We start from the raw sequence: 23,575 nt of genomic DNA on the forward strand, positions 1-23,575 counted from the left end.
AGTGATATATATAAGCTGAAAAGGAGATGTAAGCATGAAAAAACTTCAACTGTTGTTAGTGATTGGATTATTAACTTTATTCGTTGCAGCTTGTGGCACATCAGATAAAGATGAGAAAAATGGAGCAAAAGAAGGAACTGCTGAGAAAGCAGAAACAATTACTGTAGAGCATGAATTAGATACGACGGAAGTAACGAAAAACCCTGAGAAAGTCGTTGTATTTGATTTTGGAATTTTAGATACAATGGATAAGCTTGGAATTAAAGTAGCCGGCGTTCCACAAGCAGGTGTTATTCCTTCATACTTAGAAAAATTTGCTAGTGAGGATTACGGAAATGTAGGAAGTTTAAAAGAGCCTGATTTTGAAAAAATAGCTGAAATTAATCCGGATTTAATTATTATCTCTAGTCGTCAATCTGCTGTTTATGATCAGCTAAAAGAGCTTGCTCCAACCATTTATTTAGGTGTTGATCCTACAAAATATATGGACTCATTTAAAGAAAACATGCAAGTTGTAGCAGATATCTTTGATAAGCAGTCGGAAATAGATAACGAGTTAAAAGCAATCGATCAATCAATTGCAGGCCTGCAAGAGAAAACAAAGGATATGGATGAAAAAGCGCTAATCGTTCTTGCGAATGATGATAAAATTAGTGCGTATGGTCCTAATTCACGCTTTGGTTTAATTCATGATGTGTTTGGTGTGCCAGCTGAAGATGATAAAATTGAAGCATCAACACATGGGATGAATGTATCCTTTGAATATGTGCTCGAAAAAGATCCGGCTATCCTTTATGTAGTTGATCGTGGCGCAGCAGTTGGTGGAGAATCCTCTGCTAAACAGCTCGTAGAAAATACGCTAGTAAAGCAAACAAATGCATATAAAAATGATCGTATCAAGTATTTAGATCCTGAATTTTGGTATCTTTCAGGGGGCGGACTTGTATCAGTAAAGGAAATGATTAAAGAAGTAGAAGAGAGTCTGTAATAATTGGGTGGTGATTGGGGGTGTTCTTTTGGAACAACCCCATTTTTTGAACTGTGACGAACATGTATTGCAACGGAAAAGCCAATTAAATTTGTTATGTAATTGTAAACTATGGTAGTCAAGCCTAGCGGTGCAATGCTTTGAGAGACTCGAGGTTTGTTTTCTAACTTGATTTTTTTGTTTGCGTTATGTTTGAATAGAGAAACAATGTACAAGAAGTGAGGTTATTTGAATGAAAAAAATATGGATAGCACTTGTTGCAGGCATGCTTTTACTCGTTATAAGTGCATGTGGTGATAATAAGGATGATTCTAAAAACAAGGAAGCAGCACAGCAATCGAAAAGTATTGAGATTAGTGATGCGGAAAAGGTAGAGGAAGATAAAGTTGTTGTCCATGTCAATGATCAGGAAATAAAGGGATCACATTATAATTCGATTTATGTACAAACAAAGATGCGCCTGCATCAGTTTGGACAGGATACGAGTGATAAGGAAACGTTAAAGAATCAAACATTGGACGAGCTTGTAGCACAAGAGCTTATAAAGCAAGATGCCGAGGCACAAGGCGTGAACGTGTCAGAGGAAGAGGTGAAAACGGAATTTGATACGTTTAAAGCTGAAAATAAAGAGCAGCTAGCTGCCTATTTAAAGGAATACCATTTAACAGAAGATACATTTAAGTATCAGGTAAAGCTCAATCTTATTTTAGAAAAATATGTAGATGAAACAATGCAAGTAAAAGATGTTACCGAGGATGAAATAAAGAAAACCTATGATCAATTAAAAGAACAAAACAAAGAAATTCCAAAGCTAGAGGAAATCAAACCAACGATTAAAGAACAGCTTGTAAAGCAAAAGCAGCAGGAGCAGCTACAAGCAAAATTAGAGAAACTAAAAAAGAATGCTACGATTGAAAAGTTAATATAAGCTTGTGCCATCGCTCCAAATGGACGGTGGCTTTTTTATTTATGGAAAATGCTGCTTCATTTACGGTAAAATAAAAGGAAACTGCATGGCGAGCATAATGTAGTGGAGCTCGCTTATAATGAGGGAAAACAGGGTAATAAAAGCTGTGAGATCATATTATACGAGGAGGAGGACATTGAAACGAATCTATATCATTATCACCGTCGTCATAATATCTGTCTTTCTCATCTTATTTCTAAATAGAGGAGAAAAAGAATCCCGCTCCGCGTATTCAAAAAAGATTCCAAGTGTTCCAACGGTTTTTGTGCATGGTTATAAAGGAACCCATCGCTCTTTTAATGGGATGCTGCAACGTTTTGAAAAAGAGTACCAATGGGGTGTGAAAACGTTCGTTTACCAAGTATCGCCTGAAGGGAGAATCAAGGTTGCGAATAGTAGCATGAAGACGAATAAACCGGTATATGTACAGGTTATTTTTGAAGACAATCGTGCGAGCTTTGAAAACACTTCATTTTGGTTAGCTAGTGTACTGCAACATTTGAAAAAAGAGTTTCAAATCCCGCGAATTAATATTGTTGGTCATTCTATGGGCGGGATCATTGCATTAAAATATTTGGAGGACCATGCCGGTGCTGATGCACTTCCACGCACCGAAAAATTTGTTGCCATTGGAAGCCCTTTTGCGGGTATTTACCGGTCTGATTATTTTAATGTTCATCAGGACCAAGCAGCAGTAGATTTAAAGCGTGGTTCAAAAGCGTTAGAAATGTTAAGCACCCGTAAAAATCGAATACCAAAGGAATTGCAGGTGCTCAATATAGGTAGTACAGGAGATGACATAGCGGTAACGGAAAGTGTCCAATCTCTCCAGTCCTTGGTTTCCATTGAACAATACAAAGAGATTATCATTGAAGACAAATCATTAGGTCATAGTGCATTACATGAAAGTACACAAGTAGACAAACTTATTCACGATTTTTTATATGGCACATATGATGGGATTTCAGAGTAGATTTGCCCTATGGATGTCTTGTAGACCGTTTTAAGCGAGGAAAAAACGATAATGAAGCAAGCTGCTATTATTTCCTTTCCTTTTACGAACATCTCTTTTGGTAGAATATCTTATTTTTAGAGTGGAAAGGTATTATTTTTTAGCTTACAATATAAAGGATGGGAATTTTTAATGATCAAATGAAGGAAAATGACTAAAGGAATGGTTTAATTGATAAATCATCATGTGTATGAAGAACTAGTTCGCATTGCATCTAAGCAAAACGTGTTGGTGAATGAATGTTTAAAGGATCATCTGTACACGAAGCTCGGGGGCAAGGCTGATTTTTTTGTCACACCAGAAACGTATGAGCAAGTACAGCAAATTGTAAAGCTAGCAAACAAAGAAAACATTGCGTTTACGCTTTTGGGTAATGGCTCGAACTTAATTATTAAAGATGGCGGTATCCGTGGCATTGTGATGAACCTCGGAAAACTGAACAAAATCGCTGGAAACGGTTTGAAAATTACGGCGCAAAGTGGGGCGCGCATTATTGATACTTCACGCGAAGCGCTACACTTACGATTGACAGGATTAGAATTTGCTTGCGGTATCCCCGGCTCTGTTGGAGGAGCGTTATACATGAATGCAGGTGCATATGGCGGAGAAATAAAAGACGTGCTAGAAAGCTGTATTGTCGTCGATCGGAATGGGGAGCTACTGAATTTGGCTGCCGAAGAATTAGCACTAGACTATCGTACGAGCAATATTCCGGACAATGGTTACATTGTATTAGAAGGAACCTTTGCTTTACAAGCAGGTGACTATGAGGAAATAAAAGCAGTGATGGATGATTTGACCTTTAAGCGTGAATCAAAACAGCCGTTAGAATATCCATCCTGTGGTAGTGTGTTTAAACGACCACCAGGATACTTCGCAGGGAAATTAATTCAGGATAGTGGACTGCAAGGAAAGCAAATAGGTGGTGCACAGGTATCCTTAAAGCATGCCGGCTTTATTGTAAATAAAGAGAATGCTACCGCTACGGAATACATTGAATTGATTCAACATGTTCAAGCAACGGTAAAAGAAAAATTCGGTGTCCGTCTAGAAAGAGAAGTTCGTATTATTGGCGAGGATTTAGAGAAATAACAAAGCCAGTACCATTCCATTTAATAATCGGAGTGGTACTGGCTTTTGCATCACTGTTTATAACTAAGAACGGAATCTACTTAAGAAGCTAGCAAGCCGTTCATTTTTAGAGTGCTCTAACACTTCACTTGGTGAACCTTCTTCTGCAATGACACCATTATCAAGAAATACGATACGATCGGCGATTTCCTGAGCGAATTCCATTTCATGTGTTACAAGAACCATTGCCATTTCTCCTTCGCGGGCAATATCTCGAATTACTTCAAGCACTTCACCAACAAGCTCGGGATCAAGCGCAGAGGTAACCTCGTCAAACAGCATAATCTTCGGCCGCATGACAAGTGCACGCGCCATTGCAACACGTTGCTTTTGACCACCGGAAAGCTGGTTAGGGTAATTATCTAGCTTATCTCCAAGACCAACCTTTTCAAGCATTTCGATGGAGCGTTGTTTTGCAGAGGCTTTGCTTTCCTTTTGCACATGAATTGGCGCTGTCATACAATTTTCTAAGATTGTCATATGTGGAAACAGATTGAAATGCTGAAATACCATACCAATGTTTCCTCGAACGGCTCGTAAATGCTTTTCGTTGGCTGGAACTAGCTGACCATTTTTCTCCATGTGCCAGAGATTTTTGCCATCTACAATTATTTCTCCAGATGTCGGCTCCTCTAATGTCATGAGCATACGAATAATCGTTGTCTTTCCAGAGCCACTCGGTCCGATAAGGGCTACTTTTTCTCCAGGTCGAATGTCCAAATTAATGCCTTTTAATACTTCGACATCGCCAAATGCTTTATGGATATCTTCGTATTTCACAATGGGTTCCATTTGAGAAAAATCTTGTTTTTTTATCTCTTTTTTAATCGTAGTATCTGTCATTACACTACAGCTCCTTTACTTTCTTGTAGGGCTTCATCCTTATCAAAACGGCGATTGATTTTTTGTTCTAGCTTCCGAATCATAATAGCAGAAGGATAGCTTAGAACAAGGAATAAAATCGCTACAATCGTTAGAGATTCTAAATATCGGAAATGCTGTGCACCGAATTCATTGGCAATATGCAGCATACCTGTAACACCAATCGTCGCTGCAAGGGGAACTTCCTTAAACATAATAATTAAATAGTTTCCTAGCATTGGAATGGTAGGTGGAACTGCCTGTGGAAGAATAATCTTTCTCCATTTCTGTATGGTAGAGAAATTTAACGCTTTAGAAGCCTCCCATTGCCCTTTATTTACACTTTCAATTCCTGAACGATAAACCTCACCAATATACGTACTATAATGTAGACCGATTCCAAGCACCGCACTTAAAAATGCTGGTAGCGATACCCCAATTCCAGGAATCATTGGCCAAGCATAATAAATAAAAAACAACTGAACAAGTGGAGGGGTGGATCGGATAAACTCCATCACCCATGTTACCGTCCAATGAACGATTTTAATAGGGATACGTCTTAAAAATGTCCAAGCGAATCCAAAAATGAGTGCAAAGAGATAGCAAGCGATTGTCAGTGCTACGGTAATACTAAGCCCTTCTAGAATGAGTGGGAATGCATCAAAGAATAAGTCCCATTTCCAATTCATTGACTAGCCACCCCTTTCTTTGAAATGCTTTCCATTTTTCTAGTAAGAAAGATCAATGGTAAAGCAAGTATAAAATAAAATACGAGCACGAGAAAATAAATAGTTGGTGCCATGGATAGTTCTGAGCTTCGTAGTAGATTTCCATGATATAAAATATCTGTCATACCGATTAACGATACAAGGGATGTAGCTTTTAGCATCTGAATTAAATAATTGCCAAACTCCGGTAGCATCATTTTAATTGCTTGAGGTAAAATAACGAGTCGCATCTTCTGAAAACGATTCATATTAAGTGCAGTTGCAGCTTCGGTTTGTCCGTTTGCCACAGATAGGATCGAGCCACGAACAACCTCTGACATATAAGCACCATAATTTAGGGCAATTGCTAATACACCTGCTAATAGGTCATTCCCTAGATTTATATTAAATAGCATCGGGATGGCATAATAAAACCAAAAAAGCTGTACAATCAACGAAGTGCCTCGAAACACTTCAACATAAACGCCAGTAAATTTCCGTAAAAATACATTGTTTGATAGGCGGCACAGTCCTGCAATAAAGGCAAAAAGATAGCCTAAGGCAGCAGATAATACGAGAACAATAATTGTAATATTCATCCCTTTAAGCAGGACGGGAAATACTTCCGTTATTGTATTCAATGTAAATCACTCCTTTTAGAATGTTTTTTATGGCGTCAAACGAAGCAAGTTCAATGCGAAGTAAAACATGCTTCTATCGAAGATGAATATAACGTGTTATCCATCTGGAGAGACGCGGGTAAGGAGAAGGAGGTAGAAAAGGAGATTAATGAAAGCACGCTACACACAAAAGAAATGGGTCTGACTCCCCTGGGTAAGGGAGCCGGACCCTGTGGAGTTTTCTATCATTTTTTCTTTTCTAGTTAAGTAGGATGAAACCGTTTATTCAATTTCTCCTTTACATACTTTCTCTGTTGTAATAGTATCTGGAACACTATTTAATTCTCCGTCAAAGTAGTTATTGTTCAATATTTCAGCAATCGTTCCATCTTCTTTTAGCTTTGCAAGTTCCTTGTTGTAAGCTTCGCGTAAGGCGTTATCTTCCTGATGGAAGGCAGCGGCACCATAGCTTGGCACACCTTCTATATCTGGTTGCTCAAAATCGGCAACAAATTCTAGCTTATCGGAGTTTGCTGATTCTAAAGCCATCCGTACAGTTGCTTCTGTCCCCGTTGTTGCATCCGCTCGGCCTGATTCAACTGCTGCAAATGTAGCCGGGATGTCTGGCGCGTTTTGGATTTGGCTTGGGTCGACTCCTTCACTTTTCAAGAAATCATTTTCAGTTGCTCCTGACATAACAGATACGACGGCCTCCGGATTAGCTGCAATATCTTTATAGCTTTTCAAATCGAGAGGATTTCCTTTTTGTACGATAAGTCCTTCCCCATATTTCATTTCTGGATCACCAAAGGCCACATTTTCACAACGATCTGGTTTAATGGCCATTCCAGCAGTGACAACATCGAACTTTCTAGCATTAAGTCCAGAAACTAACTGACCAAATTCCGATAGTTTTCCATCAACTTCTTCAATGCCAAGTTCTTTGAAAACAGCCTTTGCTATATCTACTGCGGCACCTTTTAGTTCTCCATCTTCTTCATATGCATACGGCTTTTCATTGGCAAAGCCGACAGTTACCTTACCAGCTTCTTTTAACTTTTCTAGTGAGTTGTCCTCTCCATCTCCACTTGTATCAGAACCACAAGCAGCAAGTAGAAAGAAGGACATCCCTAATATTGAAGCAATGACTATTTTTTTCACCTTATAAAGACCTCCCTTTTTTTCTGTAACGTCTGCGTTTCACATGATATGGAAAACGAGAGCTTCCCACGCAGACACACTTTAATACTATCGATATTAGAATTATCATTCAAACGTAGTATATTTGGATAATTCGAATATATTTTCGGTATAAAGGGATTGAGAAAGATAGGCTTGTGTATACTGAAACATCCTCCCATATTGTTAATTTTGCTCTTAAATACCAATGAATTGCTATAATTTCCTTTTAACTGGATGTTGATGATTGGGGAAGGAAGTTATATGGATGTTTGGTATAATAAAATTATATAAAGTGTTTGGCTAGTGAAGCTCTGGTGGAGACATTCAGATAGCTGGCAATGGGGAAAGGGGGAGTAGTGATGATTGGTTGGATTATTGGGATGATTGCAATCTGTGTTGTTATTTTAGTTTTATCATTATTTACTATTTCGAAAGGGTACGCATATAAGCATACGATTGATCCGCTCCCAGATAATGATCAAGCGGGCAACGCATCGGAAGGTAATAATACACCTTAAAACAACTCTAAAAAAGGGATCAATCATCGTTTATTGGTGAATCGACCCCTTTTTTGTTTACAACGTTATTATGAAGTAGCATATTTCGTTTTGAATAATGAAAGGAATTGCTAAAGCAAAAACGTGAAACCTTTCGTTTACCCTTACAGTATAATAGAAGAAAGGAGGGAAATAATGATTGTACTTTTCGTTTGTGTGATCGGTTATCTCTTTGGCTGTTTGCATGGATCTCAGTTAGTTGGAAAGCTAAAGAAAATTGATATTAAAAGCGCAGGAGTTAAAAATGCTGGCGCGTCTAATACAACTATCCTCTTAGGCTGGAAATATGGGATTTTGGTCGGACTTATAGATATTTTTAAAGGCACGTTAGCAATCTTACTTGTTTTATTTCTTTTAAATGAAAATGGAATTACTGGAGATACAAGAAATTTGCTAGTTTATGTTACCGCACTTTTTGTTATTTTAGGACATAATTATCCGGTTACTATGAAGTTTAACGGTGGAAAGGGAACAGCTTCACTTGTTGGCATTCTCCTGGCAATCGATTGGAAAATAGCCGTTATTGGAATTGGTATTCTTCTATTATTAACGTTTACAACAGATTATCTTGTCATTGGTGTTCTTTTTATGTATGTTTCATTTTTAATTACGACGTATTTCTTTTTCGGCATAGAGCCAGCACTCATTGTTGTTATATTATCTTTTTTAAGTGTGATGAAGCATCTGGATAATTATAAACGGATTCGAACAAAAGAAGAAACGAGAATATCGAGCATGTTTGGGAAAAAGGCTAGTTAGGAGATGAAGAAGATACATGTTGCATAGCATCATTTGGATATTAATTGCATTATTATTTATCGGTAGTTTTATCGGATTGGTTTTTCCAATCATTCCTTCCGCGCTGTTTATATGGGTAGCATTTATTTTATACCATTTCATTATTGACACAACGGTGCTTAGTGTTTCCTTTTGGATTATCATGGTCATCCTTACAGCCATTTTGTTCGGTGCAGATATCATCACAAACCGTTTTTTTGTAAAGCAGTATGGAGGGAGTAAGTGGGGAGAACGCGTTGCGGCATTAGGTGTTATTGTTGGCTCTTTTATCCTTCCTCCGTTTGGTATTCTGCTCGTCCCATTCATTGCTGTTTTATTCGTGGAAATGGGTCAAAAAAGAACGAGCAGTGAAGCAGTTAAAGCGGCTTTTGGTTCGCTTTTAGGGTTTTTAGGAGGTACATTTGCAAAATTCGTTCTGCAACTTATTATGATTACTTGGTTTTTGATTGTTGTTTTATTTTAACGATTTATTTGATGAAGCGGCTGGAACACGAAGTTTACTTCGTTGTTCGAGCCGCTTTTTGAGAGAAGGGAGGAGGAGCTACTTCTGATATTAAGCATCTGAGTCTAAAAAATCCTCCACTTGTTTTTCATAAGGTGTCATATCATAGTTAAAATAAAGCTTTGTCGCTAAGCGAATGGGGTCACCGAAGAAGAATCGTTCGTATAATGCTTCACGTGTTCCAAAAGAGCTCATAGATACATCCCATGCGAGTCGGAAAAGCCTGACGCGATCTTTTGCATTTTTCGTTGCAGCTTGTAAATAATGCTCGAGATCTTTGCTGTTTTCAGAATGAAATGCTTGCTCCGATGGAATAGACATTAAGCCACTTGTACCTAATTGCTGTATAATCTCGACAAAACGAGGATATGCACGTGGGAATATGTTGCTAGCAATTTGTAAAACTGTTTGATCAGGACGCATGAAGCCTGAATCATCTAATTTTGCTTGTGCTTCTGATTGAAGTAACAATGCTTTCATAGTTTCTAAAGCGATAATTATTTCGGACGCTTTCTCCTGCACGTGCTGATATTCTTGGATTTGAATCGTTTTAATGATGGATTGCACAATGCCTAAAATAAATTCTGTTTTGATAACTTGTCGGGAAACGACTTGGTGAAGCGCGAAGGCATTAAAAGAACTTGCCGGAATAAACCGATTTGAGATGGGCAAGTTGTCATAGTAGAAAACGCGCTCCCATGGAACGCATACATTGTCGAATACAACGATTGTATCCATCTCCTCATATTTTGAGCTTAACGGATAATTAAAGGTGTTCTCACCAAGAACAAATGATTCGCGACAAATAAAGGATAAGCCACTCGTATTACTCGGAATGGCAAAAGCAAATCCGTTTGCTTTATCTTGAATGCCACCGGCTGAGAAAACCATGATTTCATCGGTTATTCCTCCTTGTGTCGCAAGAAGTCGAGCTCCCTTAATGATTAATCCTTCTTCATTTTTATCCACTACTTTTGCAGCAATCGGTGCATCGTTTTCTTCAATATAAAACTGGGCTCGATTTACTTGGGGATCAACAAATGTATGTGTGATAGATAAGTCATTTTCTCGTGCAAATGCATAGAATTGATGGATATTTTCTGGAAAGCAGTTTTCCTCTCCATTCAACAAATCACTAGAAGCAGCGAATGCCATTAATACGGTGTTCATGTAATCTGGACTTCTGCCCATCATCCCATTCGTATGCTTTGCCCATTGCTGAATCATTTGTCTTCTTTTAGTAAGCTCTTCTTTTGTTTTTGGTTGTAAAAAAGAAAGTCCCACAGGCTCCCCGCTTAGAGGAGACGTGTACGTCATGGACTCCTGTTGTGTTGTAGCATGCTGTAAATCATACAATGCTGCTTGTGTCTTCATCACGCCTTTAAAAGCAGGATGCTCTGATTTTTTTCCGGTTACGCGTTTCCCGTCAATCCATATCCTTGTATTTAAGCTATCAATTCGGTTTATATAGTCATTTCCGGTTATAGCAGGCATGTTTTCACCTCTAATATGGTAGTTAGTATTTGTTTTTAGTTTATTGATTGTGATTAAATTTTGTTACAAAGGTATGGAATGGAAACTTTAACTATGTCGAACGTAATTTATGCTAAAAAATAAGCTTAAAAATCCATCTGCTCTTTTTTCCATGCTATAATGACGATAGCAAATAAGCGGAACTAAAAATAAATCGAGGAGGCAATCTTATGGGAAAGCGTGCATTGCTTAATGTTGACTATACGGTTGATTTTGTGGCTGATGAAGGAAAGCTTACCTGTGGTTTACCTGGACAAGAACTAGCAACATACATTGCGGATGAAACAGAGGCATTTATTGAGGCAGGTGATTTTGTCGTATTCGCGATTGATGCACACAAAGAGGGAGATCAGCTTCATCCGGAAAGTAAGCTATTTCCGCCGCATAATATTATTGGCACAACTGGTCGTGATTTATATGGCAGATTAAAAGCGGTCTATGATACACATAAGGAAGCTCCAAATGTTCATTATATGGATAAAACACGATACAGTGCCTTTGCAGGAACTGACTTAGAGCTAAAGCTGCGTGAACGCGGGATAACAGAGTTGCATTTGGTCGGAGTTTGCACCGATATTTGTGTTTTGCATACGGCAGTGGATGCCTTTAACAAGGGTTTCGATATTGTTGTTCATAAAAATGGTGTTGCCAGCTTTAATCAAGCAGGTCATACATGGGCATTAGCTCATTTTAAAGAGACATTAGGAGCACGCGTCATATAGACGACGGGAGGTGTTGTGCATGTCGCAATCAATTTTTATATCGAATCAGTTTGATGCCTATCCATTGCGAAAAGCAACGCCTTCGGATGCAGATGCTGTAATTCGTATATTGAAGGATGCTGCGGTATGGATTCAGGCGAAAGGCATTTCCCAATGGGAGTATTTACGCGCTGGTGGCGAAGATAATGAGATTATCCAAGATATTCACAAAGGTACGACATATGTTGTGGAAGCGAAAAACGGACAAATTAAGGCATCGTTTAATCTTTCCGATATACAGAATGCTTGGGATCTTGAAATGTGGGGTGAAAAGCATGACCACGCTTATTACTTACATCGCTTGGTCGTTCATCCAGAATATCGTCATCGGCAGCTGGGAAAAAAACTACTCGCATGGATTGATCAAAACCTTGGAGGGAACAATAGCTGTATCCGGCTAGATTGTGTTGGCAGGAATGACGTGTTAAACAAGTTTTATCAACAGGCTGGATATACGTATATTGGAAAAGCAGGCGTTGGCGAAGATGCTTTTTCTTTATATGAAAAGCGATTGCTGCGCAGTTCTTGACTTTACAGTGCGCCCCCTTTATATTAGGATTAATGAAGCTTTACGAGTTTTATCAAATGCTCGTTTAATTAAATAAGAAAACGTTGAAAAGGATTAGTACAGATAGTGTCTATGGTAGAGAGGGAATGGCTGGTGAAAATTCCTATAGACGATACTGGAACCTGCCTTGGAGTTTCGCACTCAGATGCTATTATGCTGAAGAGCTGCGCGGTTTTTACCGTTATCAAATGAAGTGTGCATGTTGTTTGTTTTAAATGGAATCGACAGCTGCAAACAAGGGTGGTACCACCAATCCTCGGTCCCTTACAGGATGGGGGTTTTTTTGTATGCAAAAGCGTGTAATGAGAGATGAAATAAATATTATATTGAGGTGCTAAAGATGGGAAAAAAGAACAAGCAATTTGTAGAAAAAGTAACGGCAATGGAGGACGACTTTGCCCAATGGTATACTGACGTGGTAAAGCAATCAGAGCTCGTTGATTATGGCTCTGTTCGTGGAACAATGATTATTAAACCATATGGCTTTGCAATCTGGGAAAATATTCGCGATGAATTTGATCGTCAGTTTAAGGAAACAGGACATTCCAATGTTTATTTTCCTTTATTTATTCCAGAGAGCCTATTACAAAAGGAAAAGGATCACATCGAAGGCTTTGCTCCAGAAGTAGCGTGGGTAACCCACGGAGGTGACGAAGAACTTCAGGAACGACTTGTTGTTCGTCCAACATCGGAAGTGCTTTTTGGTGAATATTATGCAAAGAATATTCATTCATATCGTGATCTTCCAATGCTTTATAATCAATGGGCAAATGTCGTACGCTGGGAAAAAACGACGCGACCATTTTTACGCTCTTCTGAATTTTTATGGCAGGAAGGACATACGTGTCACGCTACACGTGAAGAAGCTCAAGAAGAAACGAATAAAATGCTTGGAGTCTATGCGGATGTATGCGAAAACTACCTGGCAATTCCTGTACTACAAGGGCAAAAAACTGAAAAAGAAAAATTTGCTGGGGCAGAGTACACATTAACGATTGAAAGCTTAATGCACGATGGAAAGGCATTACAATCGGGAACCTCCCATTACTTAGGAACAGGTTTTGCGAAGGCATTTGATATCCGATATCTTGATAAAAATGGCGATCAACAGCTTGTTCATCAAACATCGTGGGGTGTATCTACGCGAATTATGGGCGCATTGATCATGGTGCATGGAGATAATCGTGGGTTAGTTTTACCACCAAAAATTGCCCCAACTCAAGCAATTATTGTTCCGATTGCACAGCATAAGGAAGGTGTGCTTGATAAAGCATATGCATTAAAGGATGCGTTAAAACAGCATGTCCGTGTAGATATCGATGCAACAGACAAAATGCCTGGCTGGAAATTTAATGAGTATGAAATGAAAGGGATTCCTGTTCGTATTGAAATGGGACCAAAGGATATAGAGAAGGAACAAGTAGTTCTTGTACGCAGAGATACGGGAGATAAGGAATTTGTTCCATTAACGGAATTAGAAAGTCGATTACCAAAATTATTAGAAGAAATCCAACAAAATATGTATGATAAAGCATTGGCCCATCGTCAAGAGATGACTTCCGTTGCTACAACAATGGATGAGTTTTCTTCTGTGTTAGAAGAAAAAGGCGGATTTATTAAAGCAATGTGGTGTGGAGATCTTGCTTGTGAAGAGAAAATTAAAGAGGATACATCGGCTACCTCTCGTTGTATTCCTTTCGAGCAAGAACGTGTATCTGAAACTTGTGTTTGCTGTGGCAAGCAAGCAAAAGAAATGGTTTACTGGGCAAAAGCTTATTAATCGTTCAAGTTGTTGCTTGGTTTTTCCACAATAGAAATAAGATGATGTTTTTCCGAAGCGGAACCATCATTCATGCGAATAAAAAGTCCGGAAAGGGCTTTTTATTTTTGCGCAAAAAAAGAAAAACGGCAATTAATTTTAAAAAGTAGTTGCATTTTTATTGTATATCATGGTATAAATATACATAATAACTTATAAAAATACATGCAGGTGAATAAAAATGAAAACAAAGCTAAAAACAGAACTAGAAAACATAAAAGAAGCATTGATCGAGATGAGTGATCATTTATATGCAAATCCAGAGCTAGGAGATGAAGAGTATGCATCAATGCAATTGCTCACGGATTATCTCCAAGCACATGGATTTCATATCGATAAAGGAATTGTTGATCGGCCGACAGCTTTTCAAGCAGTGTATAAAAGTCCAAAGGCAGGACCGACGATAGCCTATTTAGCAGAGTACGATGCACTTCCAGGTGTTGGACATGGATGTGGTCATAACTTAATTGGAACGATGAGTGTTGGGGCAGCTGTTACGCTAAGTAAAGTGCTGGAGGAAGTTGGAGGCACTGTCATTGTCTTTGGAACACCTGCTGAAGAAACAAATGGTGCAAAGGTGCCAATGAGTGAGAAAGGCATTTTTAAAGGCATTGATGCGGCAATGATTCTGCATCCAAGTGATCAATCCTACCAAAGCGGAGAATCGTTGGCGATGGATGCGATCCAATTCGCCTATACAGGAAAGTCCGCACATGCTGCTGCTTCACCAGAAAAAGGAATTAATGCACTGGATAGTGTGATTCAATTATTTAATGGCATCAATGCATTACGGGAGCATGTGCCATCAGATGTACGGATGCACGGAATCATTGCTGAAGGAGGAAAAGCTGCAAATGTCGTCCCAGATTATGCTGTTGCACAGTTTTATATTCGCGCGAAGGAACGCGTGTTATTAGATGAAATAGTTGCAAAGGTAAAGGCTATTGCAAATGGTGCAGCATTGATGACCGGTTCAAAGCTAGAAATCTCAAACTATGAATTAAGCTATGACAATATGGTAACAAATGAAGCATTGTCACATGCATTTACTGCGAACTTAGAAATGATAAGTCCTTATCCAATTGAAGCAGCAAAAATGGGGTCAGGCTCAATCGATATGGGAAATGTGAGCCATGTTGCCCCAGCAATTCACCCTTATATTGGAATGAACCAACCAGGGTTGGTTGCCCATACGACAGCATTTGCAAATCAAACAATTACGGATGAAGGACACCGCACCCTCGTTGATGGTGCTTTAGCTTTAGCTTATACCGGCTATGACCTATTATCGGATCGTGCATTATTACAAAAAGTAAAAGATGAGTTTCATAGAAAGTAAAGGGAGAGAAGAAAATGAAAAAATCAATGATAACTGGAATTTTATTTATTTTATTTGTTAGTTTGTTAACTGCGTGTGGATCATCAGAACAATCGAAGAAAGGTGAACAAGGAGAAGAAAAAGTGTTGAAAATGGCGACCTCTGCTGATTTTCCTCCATTCGAATCACGTGATAAGGAAGGGAATTTTGAAGGCTTTGATATTGATTTAGCACAGGCGATTGCCGATGAACTAGGTTATAAGCTAGAAATTGAAGATATGAAGTTTGATGGATTAGTAGGAGCGCTGCAATCTAAGCGTGTGGATATGGTATTAGCTGGAATGAGTGCGGATGAAAAGCGGAAAAAGAATGTGGATTTCTCCAAGGAATACAATCGTTCAGGAGAGATGTTCATAAGTAAAGCGGATCAGTTTGCATCTGATTTAACAGCCTTAAAAGGAAAAACAGTAGGTGTTCAGCTTGGTACGATTCAAGAAGAAGGAGCAGACAAGCTTGCAGAGGAATATGGATTTCAAGTTAAGAAGGTTGATAATGCTAGTGTTTTAATTCAAGAGCTGCAATCGAATCGCATTGATGTTGCTTACATGGATAAAACCGTTGCAAAAGGATATATCGATTCACAAGGTCTGAAAGGATTTGATGATCCCACAACAAGTTCACCTGGCATGGGAGTTGCCTTTCCAAAGGGCAGTGATTTAGTAGAGAAAGTAAATAACATCCTTGATAAATTTGAAAAAGATGGCACCATCGATGCATTAAAGAAAAAGTGGCTTACAGAAGATCAGATATAAACGAAAGGTGAGGTGTGAGGCATGAATTTGGACTTTAGCCAAATCGTGCCTTATATTCCTTTTATGTTAGAAGGAATATGGGTAACGTTAAAGTTTGTAAGTGTTTCGATATTGGTTGGTTTTATTCTTGGTACACTACTCGCATTGTGCAAGATTACGAAGCTGCCTTTTCTAAAAGGCTTTGCCGATGCGTATACTTCTATTTTTAGAGGTACGCCACTTATCTTGCAATTAATGATTATTTACTTTGCAGTTCCACAATTAACTGGCTATGACATTTCGGCATTTTTATCCGCTGTCCTTGCATTTGGTTTAAATTCTGCAGCATATGTGTCTGAAATTATTCGCGCAGGTATTATGGCAGTAGATCGCGGACAAACAGAGGCCGCGGAAGCACTTGGTGTTCCGTATAAAGACATGATGATGCATATCATTCTCCCACAGGCAATAAAAAATATCCTGCCTGCATTGATGAATGAATTTATTACATTAACGAAGGAATCTGCCATTGTTTCTGTTATCGGATACCTTGATCTGATGCGTCGTGCGCAAATTGTTGGTGCCGACATTTATCGGAATTTTGAACCGTTGCTATTTGCGGGGCTTATTTATTGGGTCATGGTGTTCGTCTTAACACAAATCGGTAAGGTTGTAGAACGGAGGCTTCGTTACAGTGATTAACGTAAATAATTTAACAAAAAAGTTTGGAAAAACAACTGTATTAAATAATATTTCTACTTCGATAAATCGGGGCGAGGTAGTAGCAATTATCGGTCCTTCTGGATCAGGAAAATCAACATTTCTTCGCTGCTTAAACCAGTTAGAGCAGCCATCCTCCGGAGAAATATGGATAAATGGAAAAGAAATTGCACAGGAGAAGAATAAGGCGCTTATCCGCAAAAACATTGGGATGGTGTTCCAGCATTTTCATTTATTTCCGCATATGACCGTGTTGAAAAATATAACGTATGCACCGCAAACCGTGAAGAAGATTAGTGAAAGTGAAGCGAAAGAAAATGCATTGGAGTTGTTGAAAAAGGTTGGATTAAGTGAGAAAGCAGAAACCTTTCCGAATCGATTATCAGGAGGACAAAAACAACGTGTAGCAATTGCTCGTGCATTGGCAATGGAACCCGAAATTATGTTATTTGACGAACCAACATCTGCGCTTGATCCAGAAATGGTAAAAGAGGTACTAGACGTCATGAAGGATCTTGCCAATACCGGAATGACAATGGTGATTGTAACTCATGAGATGGGGTTTGCTCGTGAGGTAGCAGATCGTATCTTGTTTTTAGATGAAGGACAATTAATGGAAGATGAAAAGCCAGATTCCTTTTTTACCCACCCAAATACCGAGCGTGCCCAAGCATTTTTAGAGAAAATATTGTAGTCTAAACGAAATAAAAACACGTAGCTAACTAACTACGTGTTTTTTAATGCTTCTTCTATCGAAGCTTTGAGTTTTTCTGGTTTTGTTTGTGGAGCAAATCGATCCAAGATTTCCCCATTACGTCCAATAAGGAATTTTGTAAAGTTCCATTTAATTTGATTGGTAAGCATTCCTTTTGTTTCCTTTGTTAAATACTGAAACAAAGGATGGGCGTTCTCACCTTTTACATCAACTTTGCGAAACATTGGAAATGATACACCATAATTTTTCTCGCAAAATTGGGCAATTTCCTCATCCGTGCCTGGATCCTGATTAGCGAATTGGTTGCAAGGAAATCCGAGAATGGTTAAGCCCGCATCACTAAATTCCTCATGTAATGCTTGCAATCCTTCAAACTGCGGGGTAAAGCCACATTTACTTGCAGTATTCACAATAAGCAGTACATTGCCTTGATAATCCTTTAAGGATTTTTCTTCTCCAGTAATCGTTGTTACGGAATAATCGTATAACCCCATTTTGATCATCTCCTCTTAACCGTATGATAGCGAAGTAGCGGATACACGTCAAAGCATAATGCTTCGTTATATAAGCTGCTAGTTATCCAAAAAAGAAAATACAAATTTATGTGGGACACACATAAAAAAACAAATCCAGATGTCTTCCAAGAGAAGACATCTGGATTTTAGTTAGATTGCTGCTTGTGTAGTTTCTTGTTCAATCGAATCAAGTCGTTGTTGAATTTCTTCATCTGTTAAGTTGTGTTCTTTTACATAAAGATTGCGAGGAGTTACACGGCATTCATGTGTACAGCCACGCATATATTTATGCTCATTTTCCTCTGAGCAAAGAATTTGTTTGTTACATTCTGGGTTAGCACAGTTAACATAGCGTTCACACGGTGTGCCATCAAAATAATCTACCCCAACAATTACATGTTCCTTTTGGTTAACGGGAACAGAGATACGCTCATCAAAAACATAGCATTTTCCATCCCAAAGCTCTCCTTGAACTTCAGGATCCTTCCCATACGTAACGATTCCGCCATGCAGCTGATTTACTTCATCAAAGCCCTCGCGTTTTAACCAACCGGAAAACTTTTCACAGCGTATTCCACCAGTACAATACGTTAAAATGCGTTTACCTTCAAGCAACTCTTTATTTTCTCTTATCCAATCTGGTAATTCGCGGAATGTATGGATGTCTGGGCGAACAGCACCACGGAAATGACCAAGATCATATTCGTAATCATTGCGGGCATCGATGACAATGGTATTTTCATCCTGCATCGCTTCAAAGAACGCTTTGGGCTCTAAATAATTTCCAGTGATTTCTTTCGGATTAATATCATCTTCTAAACGAAGTGTTACTAATTCTTTTCGTGGACGAACGTGCATTTTTTTGAAAGCATGGCCTTCATGAAGATCCATTTTAAATACCATTTCCTTGAAGCGTGGATCGTTATGCATCATTTCCATATACGCATCCGTCTGCTCGATTGTACCCGAAACCGTCCCATTGATTCCTTCATGTGCTACCAGAATACGGCCTTTTAAACCCGTTTCCTTACAAAATTGAAGATGCTCAGCAGCAAATGCTTCTGGATCCTCAATCGTTACATAATGGTAGTAAAGTAACACACGATATTCTTTCTTGTTCTCCATCTTTTTTCCACCTATCATTTATATTTGCAAGATACAAATGTGTGGGGTTTATTTGTAAATCATTCTTGCATAAAGGTTATTATAACAACCTTTATGCGTAATTTCAAAGTAAAATTTCTATCCGCTAAACATTAAAGCCTGCAACCGTTAAGGGGCAAGTTCTGATATCGTTGGTATCTTCTCCCTTTAACTAGTTAGTTGATTTCCATTAAATGTATATAAGCAGACTACAATTGCCCGCTTCTAATTTAAACAAAATGAACATAATGTGAATTATTTCACAAAAAGAACATGATTTAATGTTTTTATTATTTTTTTATGTGAGTAAGAGCGATTATTTATCTAATGATGACAATATTTAACGTGAAATTTCGCAGGCAAAGTATAAAGACATTACATACGAACGATTAATATAATTAACTTGTACAAACGAACGGGGGGCTGCTTATAAGGACATGCCAAATCGAGGCATTTTGATTTCAGAGTTTATAGCGTTTCTGTGAATAGTGGATTGATAGACATTCTATACATCGTAGATCGCACATCTCCAAGCCTGTAACTATTCTCTGCACTTATTTTCGAATTAAATGTAAAGGCTTGGGTAATTTATAAAGGATGGTTATCCATTAATAGGAAGGTGTTCCTTTCTCACGCAGTACCTCTAAAACACAGCAATTAAAAAATATTAAATGATATGGAGGAAACGATGATGAAAAATAAGAAAAGAAATGTATTTTCTGTCATTGCAGCATTATTGTTTATGCTTATTTCAGGCTTTCAAGTATTTGCTGCAGAAGCAACTGCAGAAATTCAAACACCAACAGGGTTTTATGCTGTTTTGGTAATTGTTCCGTTAATCGTTATTTTAACGTTATTATTCTTGAAGGTAGATATGTTAGCTGCCGGTTTTGTTGGTGGTACATTGGCAATGCTAATTGGTGGTATTGGATTAGCGCAGGCAAATGAACAATTCTTATCTACAATCCCTGGCATGCTATCTATTACTGTTCCGATTATTAACTCGGCAATCGCGATGGCTGTATTTAAATCAGGTGGTTACACTGCAGCACTTGCACTAGTAAGACGTAAAATAGGAAATAAAGGAGAGTACATGGCTGCATTTATCGTTATTTTGCAAGCGGCAGCTACGTATATGTCTGGTATTGGTGGCGGAAGTGCAATGGTTATTGCGCCATTGGCCTTTGCTGCAGTAGGGGCTATTCCTGAACTTATCGCAGCAATGTCTATCGCAACCGCTGTTTCCTTTACGACATCACCTGCTTCGCTTGAATCTGGAATCGTATCAAAGCTTTCTGGAATTCCAGTTGCAGATTATGTAGCAGAGATGCGCATTTTCACCCTAATTTTTGTTGTTCTATCCGTAATATTAGGATTCTATGGAGCTAAAAAACGTAAAGTTGTATTTAAAGGTGAAGAAAATAGTGAATTTGCTAATTTAAATAATGGCCAATTGTTTAAGATTACGATTCCAGCAATTTTTATGCTTGCTGCTGTAATTCTTGGACCATTTGTAAATAAAGCAATTGGCTTTGGATTAATTAATCCGCTCGTATATACAGTTGTTACCGTTGCTTTAATCTATGTATGTACAAAGTTTAACCTGAATGAATCAATGGAAGCAGTCGTTGATGGTTCAACTTATATTCTTACTCGTTTATTTGCAGTAGGTATTTTCTTATCCTTCATCAATATCATTGGTGACACAGGAGCGTTTCAAGTAATTGCCAGCTTGGCAGAAGCCGCACCTGCTGCTTTAGTTGTTCCTGCAGCTGTTTTAGCGGGTATTCTAGTAGGTATTCCTGCCGGTGCTTATGTAGGATCAATTCTTGGTCTTGTATTGCCGGTTGCTGTTTCGTTAAATTTCTCACCAGTTGCCTTAGGATTCGTAGCAATGGGTGTTGGATTAGGTAGTCAATTAAGCTTTGTTAATATTACGATGCAAGCATTATCAGCTGGTTTCCAAATTCCGATTATTCAAGTTGTAAAAGGAAACGGAAAATGGGTTGGAATGGCAATGGCATTACTTTTAGTAATCGCATTCTTCTTAGGATAAGTTTAAAATTAAAAACGAATGTTGGAGGGGATTTTAGATGGATATTTTAATTAGACAAGCAAGATTGGAAGATGATGCACCACTTAAAGATATTGCAATTAAGGATGGTAAGATTGTTGCAATTGAAGCACAGATCGATGCAGAGGCAGCGCGTGTTATCGAAGCGAATGGAAAAGTATTAATCCCAGGGCTTGTGGAAAGCCATATTCACTTAGACAAGGCGTTAATTGCTGATCGACTTCCAAACAAGTCTGGTACACTACAAGAAGCATTAAGTGTAACTGCTGAACTAAAACCAACCTTCACGAAAGAAGACATTGTGGATCGTGCAGAACGTACATTAGAAATGCTTATTAAACATGGAACAACACATGTACGTACCCATTCAGAATTTGATCCATCGCAAGGATTCACTGGATTTGATGTTGTCATGGGTCTGAAAGAGAAATACAAGAACCTTGTAGATATTCAGGTTGTAGCTTTTCCACAGGAAGGAATTTATAAGGCGCCAGGTACAGAAGAAATGATGTACCAAGCAATGGATGCGAATGCGGATGTTGTTGGAGGTATTCCATATAATGATACACCTGCGGATAAGCATATTGATTTAGTTTTTGAAATTGCGAAGAAATATGACAAGCCAATTGATTTTCATCAGGATTTTAAAGATGATGCAGAAGGCATGACGATTGAATATCTTTGTGATAAAACAATTGCAGAAGGCTACCAAGGACGCGTTTCTGTAGGTCATTTAACGAGCCTAGGCGCACTTCCAAAGGAACGTCTAGAGCCCATTATTGAAAAGATGGCTAAGGCACAAATTAGTGTCATGAGCTTACCTGCTACAGACCTGCATCTTGGTGGTCGTAGAGATGAATTTAATGTTCGCCGTGCATTAACACCAATTCGTGCGCTTCGAGACGGTGGGGTCAATATGTGTATCGCAACGAATAATATTCGGAATGCGTTCACTCCTTATGGAACAGGAGATTTACTGCAAACAGCAATGCTTGCAATTCCAACTGCTCACTTAGGTGGAGCAGCAGATCTTCCAACCGTATTGCCAATGCTAACAACAAATCCTGCTAAAGCGCTTGGATTAACAGATTATGGTATCGAAGTAGGAAAAGCAGCAAATGTTGTACTCCTAGATACAGAATCAGTAACAAATGCGGTAATTGATCTTCCTACAAGATTGTTTGTAGTAAAAGATGGGAAAATCACCGTTGAAACAGAAAAAACAGTGCATGTTTATCGCTAATATTTCAATGCAAAAACGGCTCCTGCATAAATGGAGCCGTTTTTTGTTAACGTTGCAAAAAGCCTCTGTTTATTTTAGTATGTCGTGAAGAAACGTGCGAATTGACTCGATATTTCCGAGCACTTCTTGTTCTAGCTTTTGATCATGTTCTAGCTTTTTCAAAGCTTTGGCTAATATTTGTTTTTCTTGCTCTTGTGGGACAACAACAACACCATCTGCATCGCCTACAATAATATCGCCGGGTTTAATTGGCATACCCCCACAAGAAATCGGCTGATTTAATTCGCCGACACCAATTTTATTACTAGCAGCAACTGTTGTACCTTTGCAAAACACAGGGAAGTTTAATGCGCGCACAGCCGCTTTATCACGAATCACACCATCTGCTACAACCCCTTTAATTCCTAGCTTTTGTGCCATTCCAAGATATAAATCGCCTGCGACTGCACGATACGTATCGCCCTTTGCATCGATAACTAACACATCGTCCTTCTTTGCTCCATTAATTGCTTTTAAAACTGCTAAGTTATCGCCAACAGGTATTTTTACCGTGAATGCACGACCAACAAGCTTATAGTCATCGTGTAATGGCTTAATGTCAGAATCAAGATTATACAAGCCTTTTGTTGCATCAGATATACATGTGGTTGGAACGGATTCAAATTGCTTTAAAATAGATTCAGTCATCAGTATGTCTCCTTTACGTATAACGTTTATTAAATGAAACCACGCTTTGGTTCAAGACGTCAAGACAGGAAAGGCAAACATAGAAAAAATGAATAACAAATGTGTCAAAGCGTTGAAATGTTCTTTCATATAGCATAAGATAAAACGTTTTTAGAGGTTTACGATGTATAATATCCTAATACTACCAACTAAATTTGATTGTTGTCTTATCGCAATCTATCGGATTTGTGGTAATCTAAATAAGTGCTATTCGAAAAGAAAAGATTAGCATTACTTAGAATATTACGATTAACTCTTTTTATACAACATACAAAAAAATTCGTGTTATTCATTTCATGTATACTAAAATAAAAAGAGCAAATT

24 protein-coding genes and 1 other annotated feature are annotated in these 23,575 nt (G+C 38.4%); of the genes, 16 read left to right on the forward strand and 8 right to left on the reverse strand.

All coding sequences use genetic code 11. From position 1 onward, the window contains the following. The first annotated feature begins 34 nt into the window (after window positions 1-34). From SPK86_RS11035 to murB, 4 genes are all read left to right on the forward strand, one after another. Window positions 35-988, forward strand: a complete 954-nt coding sequence (locus SPK86_RS11035; protein WP_330949366.1) for a siderophore ABC transporter substrate-binding protein — start codon at window positions 35-37, stop codon at window positions 986-988. 232 nt (window positions 989-1,220) lie between these two features. Further along, complete coding sequence (locus SPK86_RS11040) at window positions 1,221-1,916, forward strand: SurA N-terminal domain-containing protein (RefSeq protein WP_284140844.1); 696 nt, start codon at window positions 1,221-1,223, stop codon at window positions 1,914-1,916. A 175-nt stretch (window positions 1,917-2,091) separates the two neighbouring features. Next, on the forward strand, window positions 2,092-2,928 hold the full coding sequence (locus tag SPK86_RS11045; RefSeq protein ID WP_284140845.1) for an alpha/beta fold hydrolase: 837 nt from the start codon (window positions 2,092-2,094) through the stop codon (window positions 2,926-2,928). A gap of 210 nt (window positions 2,929-3,138) precedes the next feature. Continuing rightward, entirely contained in the window at window positions 3,139-4,059 is a 921-nt protein-coding gene (gene murB, locus SPK86_RS11050; RefSeq protein WP_330949367.1) for a UDP-N-acetylmuramate dehydrogenase, read from the forward strand. Window positions 4,060-4,122: 63 nt separating this feature from the next. Here murB and ehuA read toward each other — a convergent pair whose 3' ends face one another. The 4 genes from ehuA to ehuB form a co-directional block, all read right to left on the reverse strand. Further along, complete coding sequence (gene ehuA / locus SPK86_RS11055) at window positions 4,123-4,890, reverse strand: ectoine/hydroxyectoine ABC transporter ATP-binding protein EhuA (RefSeq protein WP_443089777.1); 768 nt, start codon at window positions 4,888-4,890, stop codon at window positions 4,123-4,125. Window positions 4,891-4,940: 50 nt separating this feature from the next. Further along, window positions 4,941-5,648: an ectoine/hydroxyectoine ABC transporter permease subunit EhuD gene (ehuD, locus tag SPK86_RS11060; RefSeq protein WP_284140848.1), complete on the reverse strand. Its 708-nt coding sequence runs from the start codon at window positions 5,646-5,648 to the stop codon at window positions 4,941-4,943. After that, complete coding sequence (gene ehuC / locus SPK86_RS11065; RefSeq protein WP_284140849.1) at window positions 5,645-6,307, reverse strand: ectoine/hydroxyectoine ABC transporter permease subunit EhuC; 663 nt, start codon at window positions 6,305-6,307, stop codon at window positions 5,645-5,647. Before ehuC ends, ehuD begins: the two co-directional genes overlap by 4 nt. A 261-nt stretch (window positions 6,308-6,568) precedes the next feature. Continuing rightward, a complete protein-coding gene (ehuB, locus tag SPK86_RS11070; protein WP_284140850.1) occupies window positions 6,569-7,447 on the reverse strand; it encodes an ectoine/hydroxyectoine ABC transporter substrate-binding protein EhuB in 879 nt (292 codons plus the stop codon). A gap of 380 nt (window positions 7,448-7,827) precedes the next feature. Between ehuB and ytzI the strand changes: the two genes are divergently transcribed. The 3 genes from ytzI to SPK86_RS11085 all read left to right on the forward strand — a co-directional run bounded on the left by ytzI (window position 7,828) and on the right by SPK86_RS11085 (window position 9,286). Further along, window positions 7,828-7,986, forward strand: a complete 159-nt coding sequence (gene ytzI / locus SPK86_RS11075) for a YtzI protein (RefSeq protein WP_284140851.1) — start codon at window positions 7,828-7,830, stop codon at window positions 7,984-7,986. 174 nt (window positions 7,987-8,160) lie between these two features. Beyond that, a complete protein-coding gene (locus tag SPK86_RS11080) occupies window positions 8,161-8,784 on the forward strand; it encodes a glycerol-3-phosphate acyltransferase (RefSeq protein WP_284140852.1) in 624 nt (207 codons plus the stop codon). Between the two features lie 16 nt (window positions 8,785-8,800). Further along, complete coding sequence (locus SPK86_RS11085) at window positions 8,801-9,286, forward strand: DUF456 domain-containing protein (RefSeq protein WP_330949368.1); 486 nt, start codon at window positions 8,801-8,803, stop codon at window positions 9,284-9,286. Window positions 9,287-9,376: 90 nt separating this feature from the next. Here the strand turns inward: SPK86_RS11085 and hpaB are convergent, their stop codons facing one another. Further along, entirely contained in the window at window positions 9,377-10,819 is a 1,443-nt protein-coding gene (gene hpaB / locus SPK86_RS11090; protein WP_330949369.1) for a 4-hydroxyphenylacetate 3-monooxygenase, oxygenase component, read from the reverse strand. 209 nt (window positions 10,820-11,028) lie between these two features. Here hpaB and SPK86_RS11095 point away from each other — a divergent pair, with 209 nt between their 5' ends. The 7 genes from SPK86_RS11095 to SPK86_RS11125 all read left to right on the forward strand — a co-directional run bounded on the left by SPK86_RS11095 (window position 11,029) and on the right by SPK86_RS11125 (window position 17,529). Continuing rightward, complete coding sequence (locus tag SPK86_RS11095; RefSeq protein ID WP_330949370.1) at window positions 11,029-11,580, forward strand: cysteine hydrolase family protein; 552 nt, start codon at window positions 11,029-11,031, stop codon at window positions 11,578-11,580. Window positions 11,581-11,599: 19 nt separating this feature from the next. Then, window positions 11,600-12,148 (forward strand): GNAT family N-acetyltransferase, encoded by a 549-nt coding sequence (locus SPK86_RS11100; RefSeq protein ID WP_330949371.1) that lies wholly within the window; start codon window positions 11,600-11,602, stop codon window positions 12,146-12,148. A 74-nt stretch (window positions 12,149-12,222) separates the two neighbouring features. After that, window positions 12,223-12,455: a binding site (T-box leader), on the forward strand. Between the two features lie 72 nt (window positions 12,456-12,527). Beyond that, the gene (proS, locus tag SPK86_RS11105; RefSeq protein WP_284140857.1) at window positions 12,528-13,967 is read left to right on the forward strand and encodes a proline--tRNA ligase; all 1,440 of its coding nucleotides are present in this window, start codon (window positions 12,528-12,530) and stop codon (window positions 13,965-13,967) included. Between the two features lie 220 nt (window positions 13,968-14,187). After that, the gene (locus SPK86_RS11110) at window positions 14,188-15,345 is read left to right on the forward strand and encodes a M20 family metallopeptidase (RefSeq protein WP_330949372.1); all 1,158 of its coding nucleotides are present in this window, start codon (window positions 14,188-14,190) and stop codon (window positions 15,343-15,345) included. Between the two features lie 14 nt (window positions 15,346-15,359). Further along, window positions 15,360-16,136, forward strand: coding sequence for a transporter substrate-binding domain-containing protein (locus SPK86_RS11115; RefSeq protein ID WP_284140859.1), 777 nt, complete (start codon window positions 15,360-15,362; stop codon window positions 16,134-16,136). 21 nt (window positions 16,137-16,157) lie between these two features. After that, window positions 16,158-16,817 carry an amino acid ABC transporter permease gene (locus SPK86_RS11120; RefSeq protein ID WP_284140860.1) on the forward strand — a complete coding sequence of 220 codons (660 nt, stop codon included), beginning with the start codon at window positions 16,158-16,160 and terminating at the stop codon, window positions 16,815-16,817. Next, window positions 16,810-17,529, forward strand: a complete 720-nt coding sequence (locus tag SPK86_RS11125; protein WP_330949373.1) for an amino acid ABC transporter ATP-binding protein — start codon at window positions 16,810-16,812, stop codon at window positions 17,527-17,529. Before SPK86_RS11120 ends, SPK86_RS11125 begins: the two co-directional genes overlap by 8 nt. A 32-nt stretch (window positions 17,530-17,561) precedes the next feature. Here the strand turns inward: SPK86_RS11125 and SPK86_RS11130 are convergent, their stop codons facing one another. Together SPK86_RS11130 and trhO are read right to left on the reverse strand one after the other, a co-directional pair. Then, complete coding sequence (locus SPK86_RS11130; RefSeq protein ID WP_330949374.1) at window positions 17,562-18,044, reverse strand: glutathione peroxidase; 483 nt, start codon at window positions 18,042-18,044, stop codon at window positions 17,562-17,564. A gap of 171 nt (window positions 18,045-18,215) precedes the next feature. Further along, the gene (gene trhO / locus SPK86_RS11135) at window positions 18,216-19,190 is read right to left on the reverse strand and encodes an oxygen-dependent tRNA uridine(34) hydroxylase TrhO (protein ID WP_284140863.1); all 975 of its coding nucleotides are present in this window, start codon (window positions 19,188-19,190) and stop codon (window positions 18,216-18,218) included. 706 nt (window positions 19,191-19,896) lie between these two features. Here trhO and SPK86_RS11140 point away from each other — a divergent pair. Then, the gene (locus SPK86_RS11140; RefSeq protein ID WP_284140864.1) at window positions 19,897-21,264 is read left to right on the forward strand and encodes a citrate transporter; all 1,368 of its coding nucleotides are present in this window, start codon (window positions 19,897-19,899) and stop codon (window positions 21,262-21,264) included. 37 nt (window positions 21,265-21,301) lie between these two features. Next, window positions 21,302-22,525 (forward strand): amidohydrolase family protein, encoded by a 1,224-nt coding sequence (locus tag SPK86_RS11145; protein ID WP_284140865.1) that lies wholly within the window; start codon window positions 21,302-21,304, stop codon window positions 22,523-22,525. A 69-nt stretch (window positions 22,526-22,594) separates the two neighbouring features. Here the strand turns inward: SPK86_RS11145 and SPK86_RS11150 are convergent, their stop codons facing one another. Beyond that, the gene (locus tag SPK86_RS11150; RefSeq protein WP_330949375.1) at window positions 22,595-23,212 is read right to left on the reverse strand and encodes an RraA family protein; all 618 of its coding nucleotides are present in this window, start codon (window positions 23,210-23,212) and stop codon (window positions 22,595-22,597) included. Between the last annotated feature and the right edge of the window lie 363 nt (window positions 23,213-23,575).

Origin of the sequence: Virgibacillus sp. MG-45, from assembly GCF_036409425.1 — a bacterium.
GTDB lineage: Bacteria > Bacillota > Bacilli > Bacillales > Amphibacillaceae > LDC-1.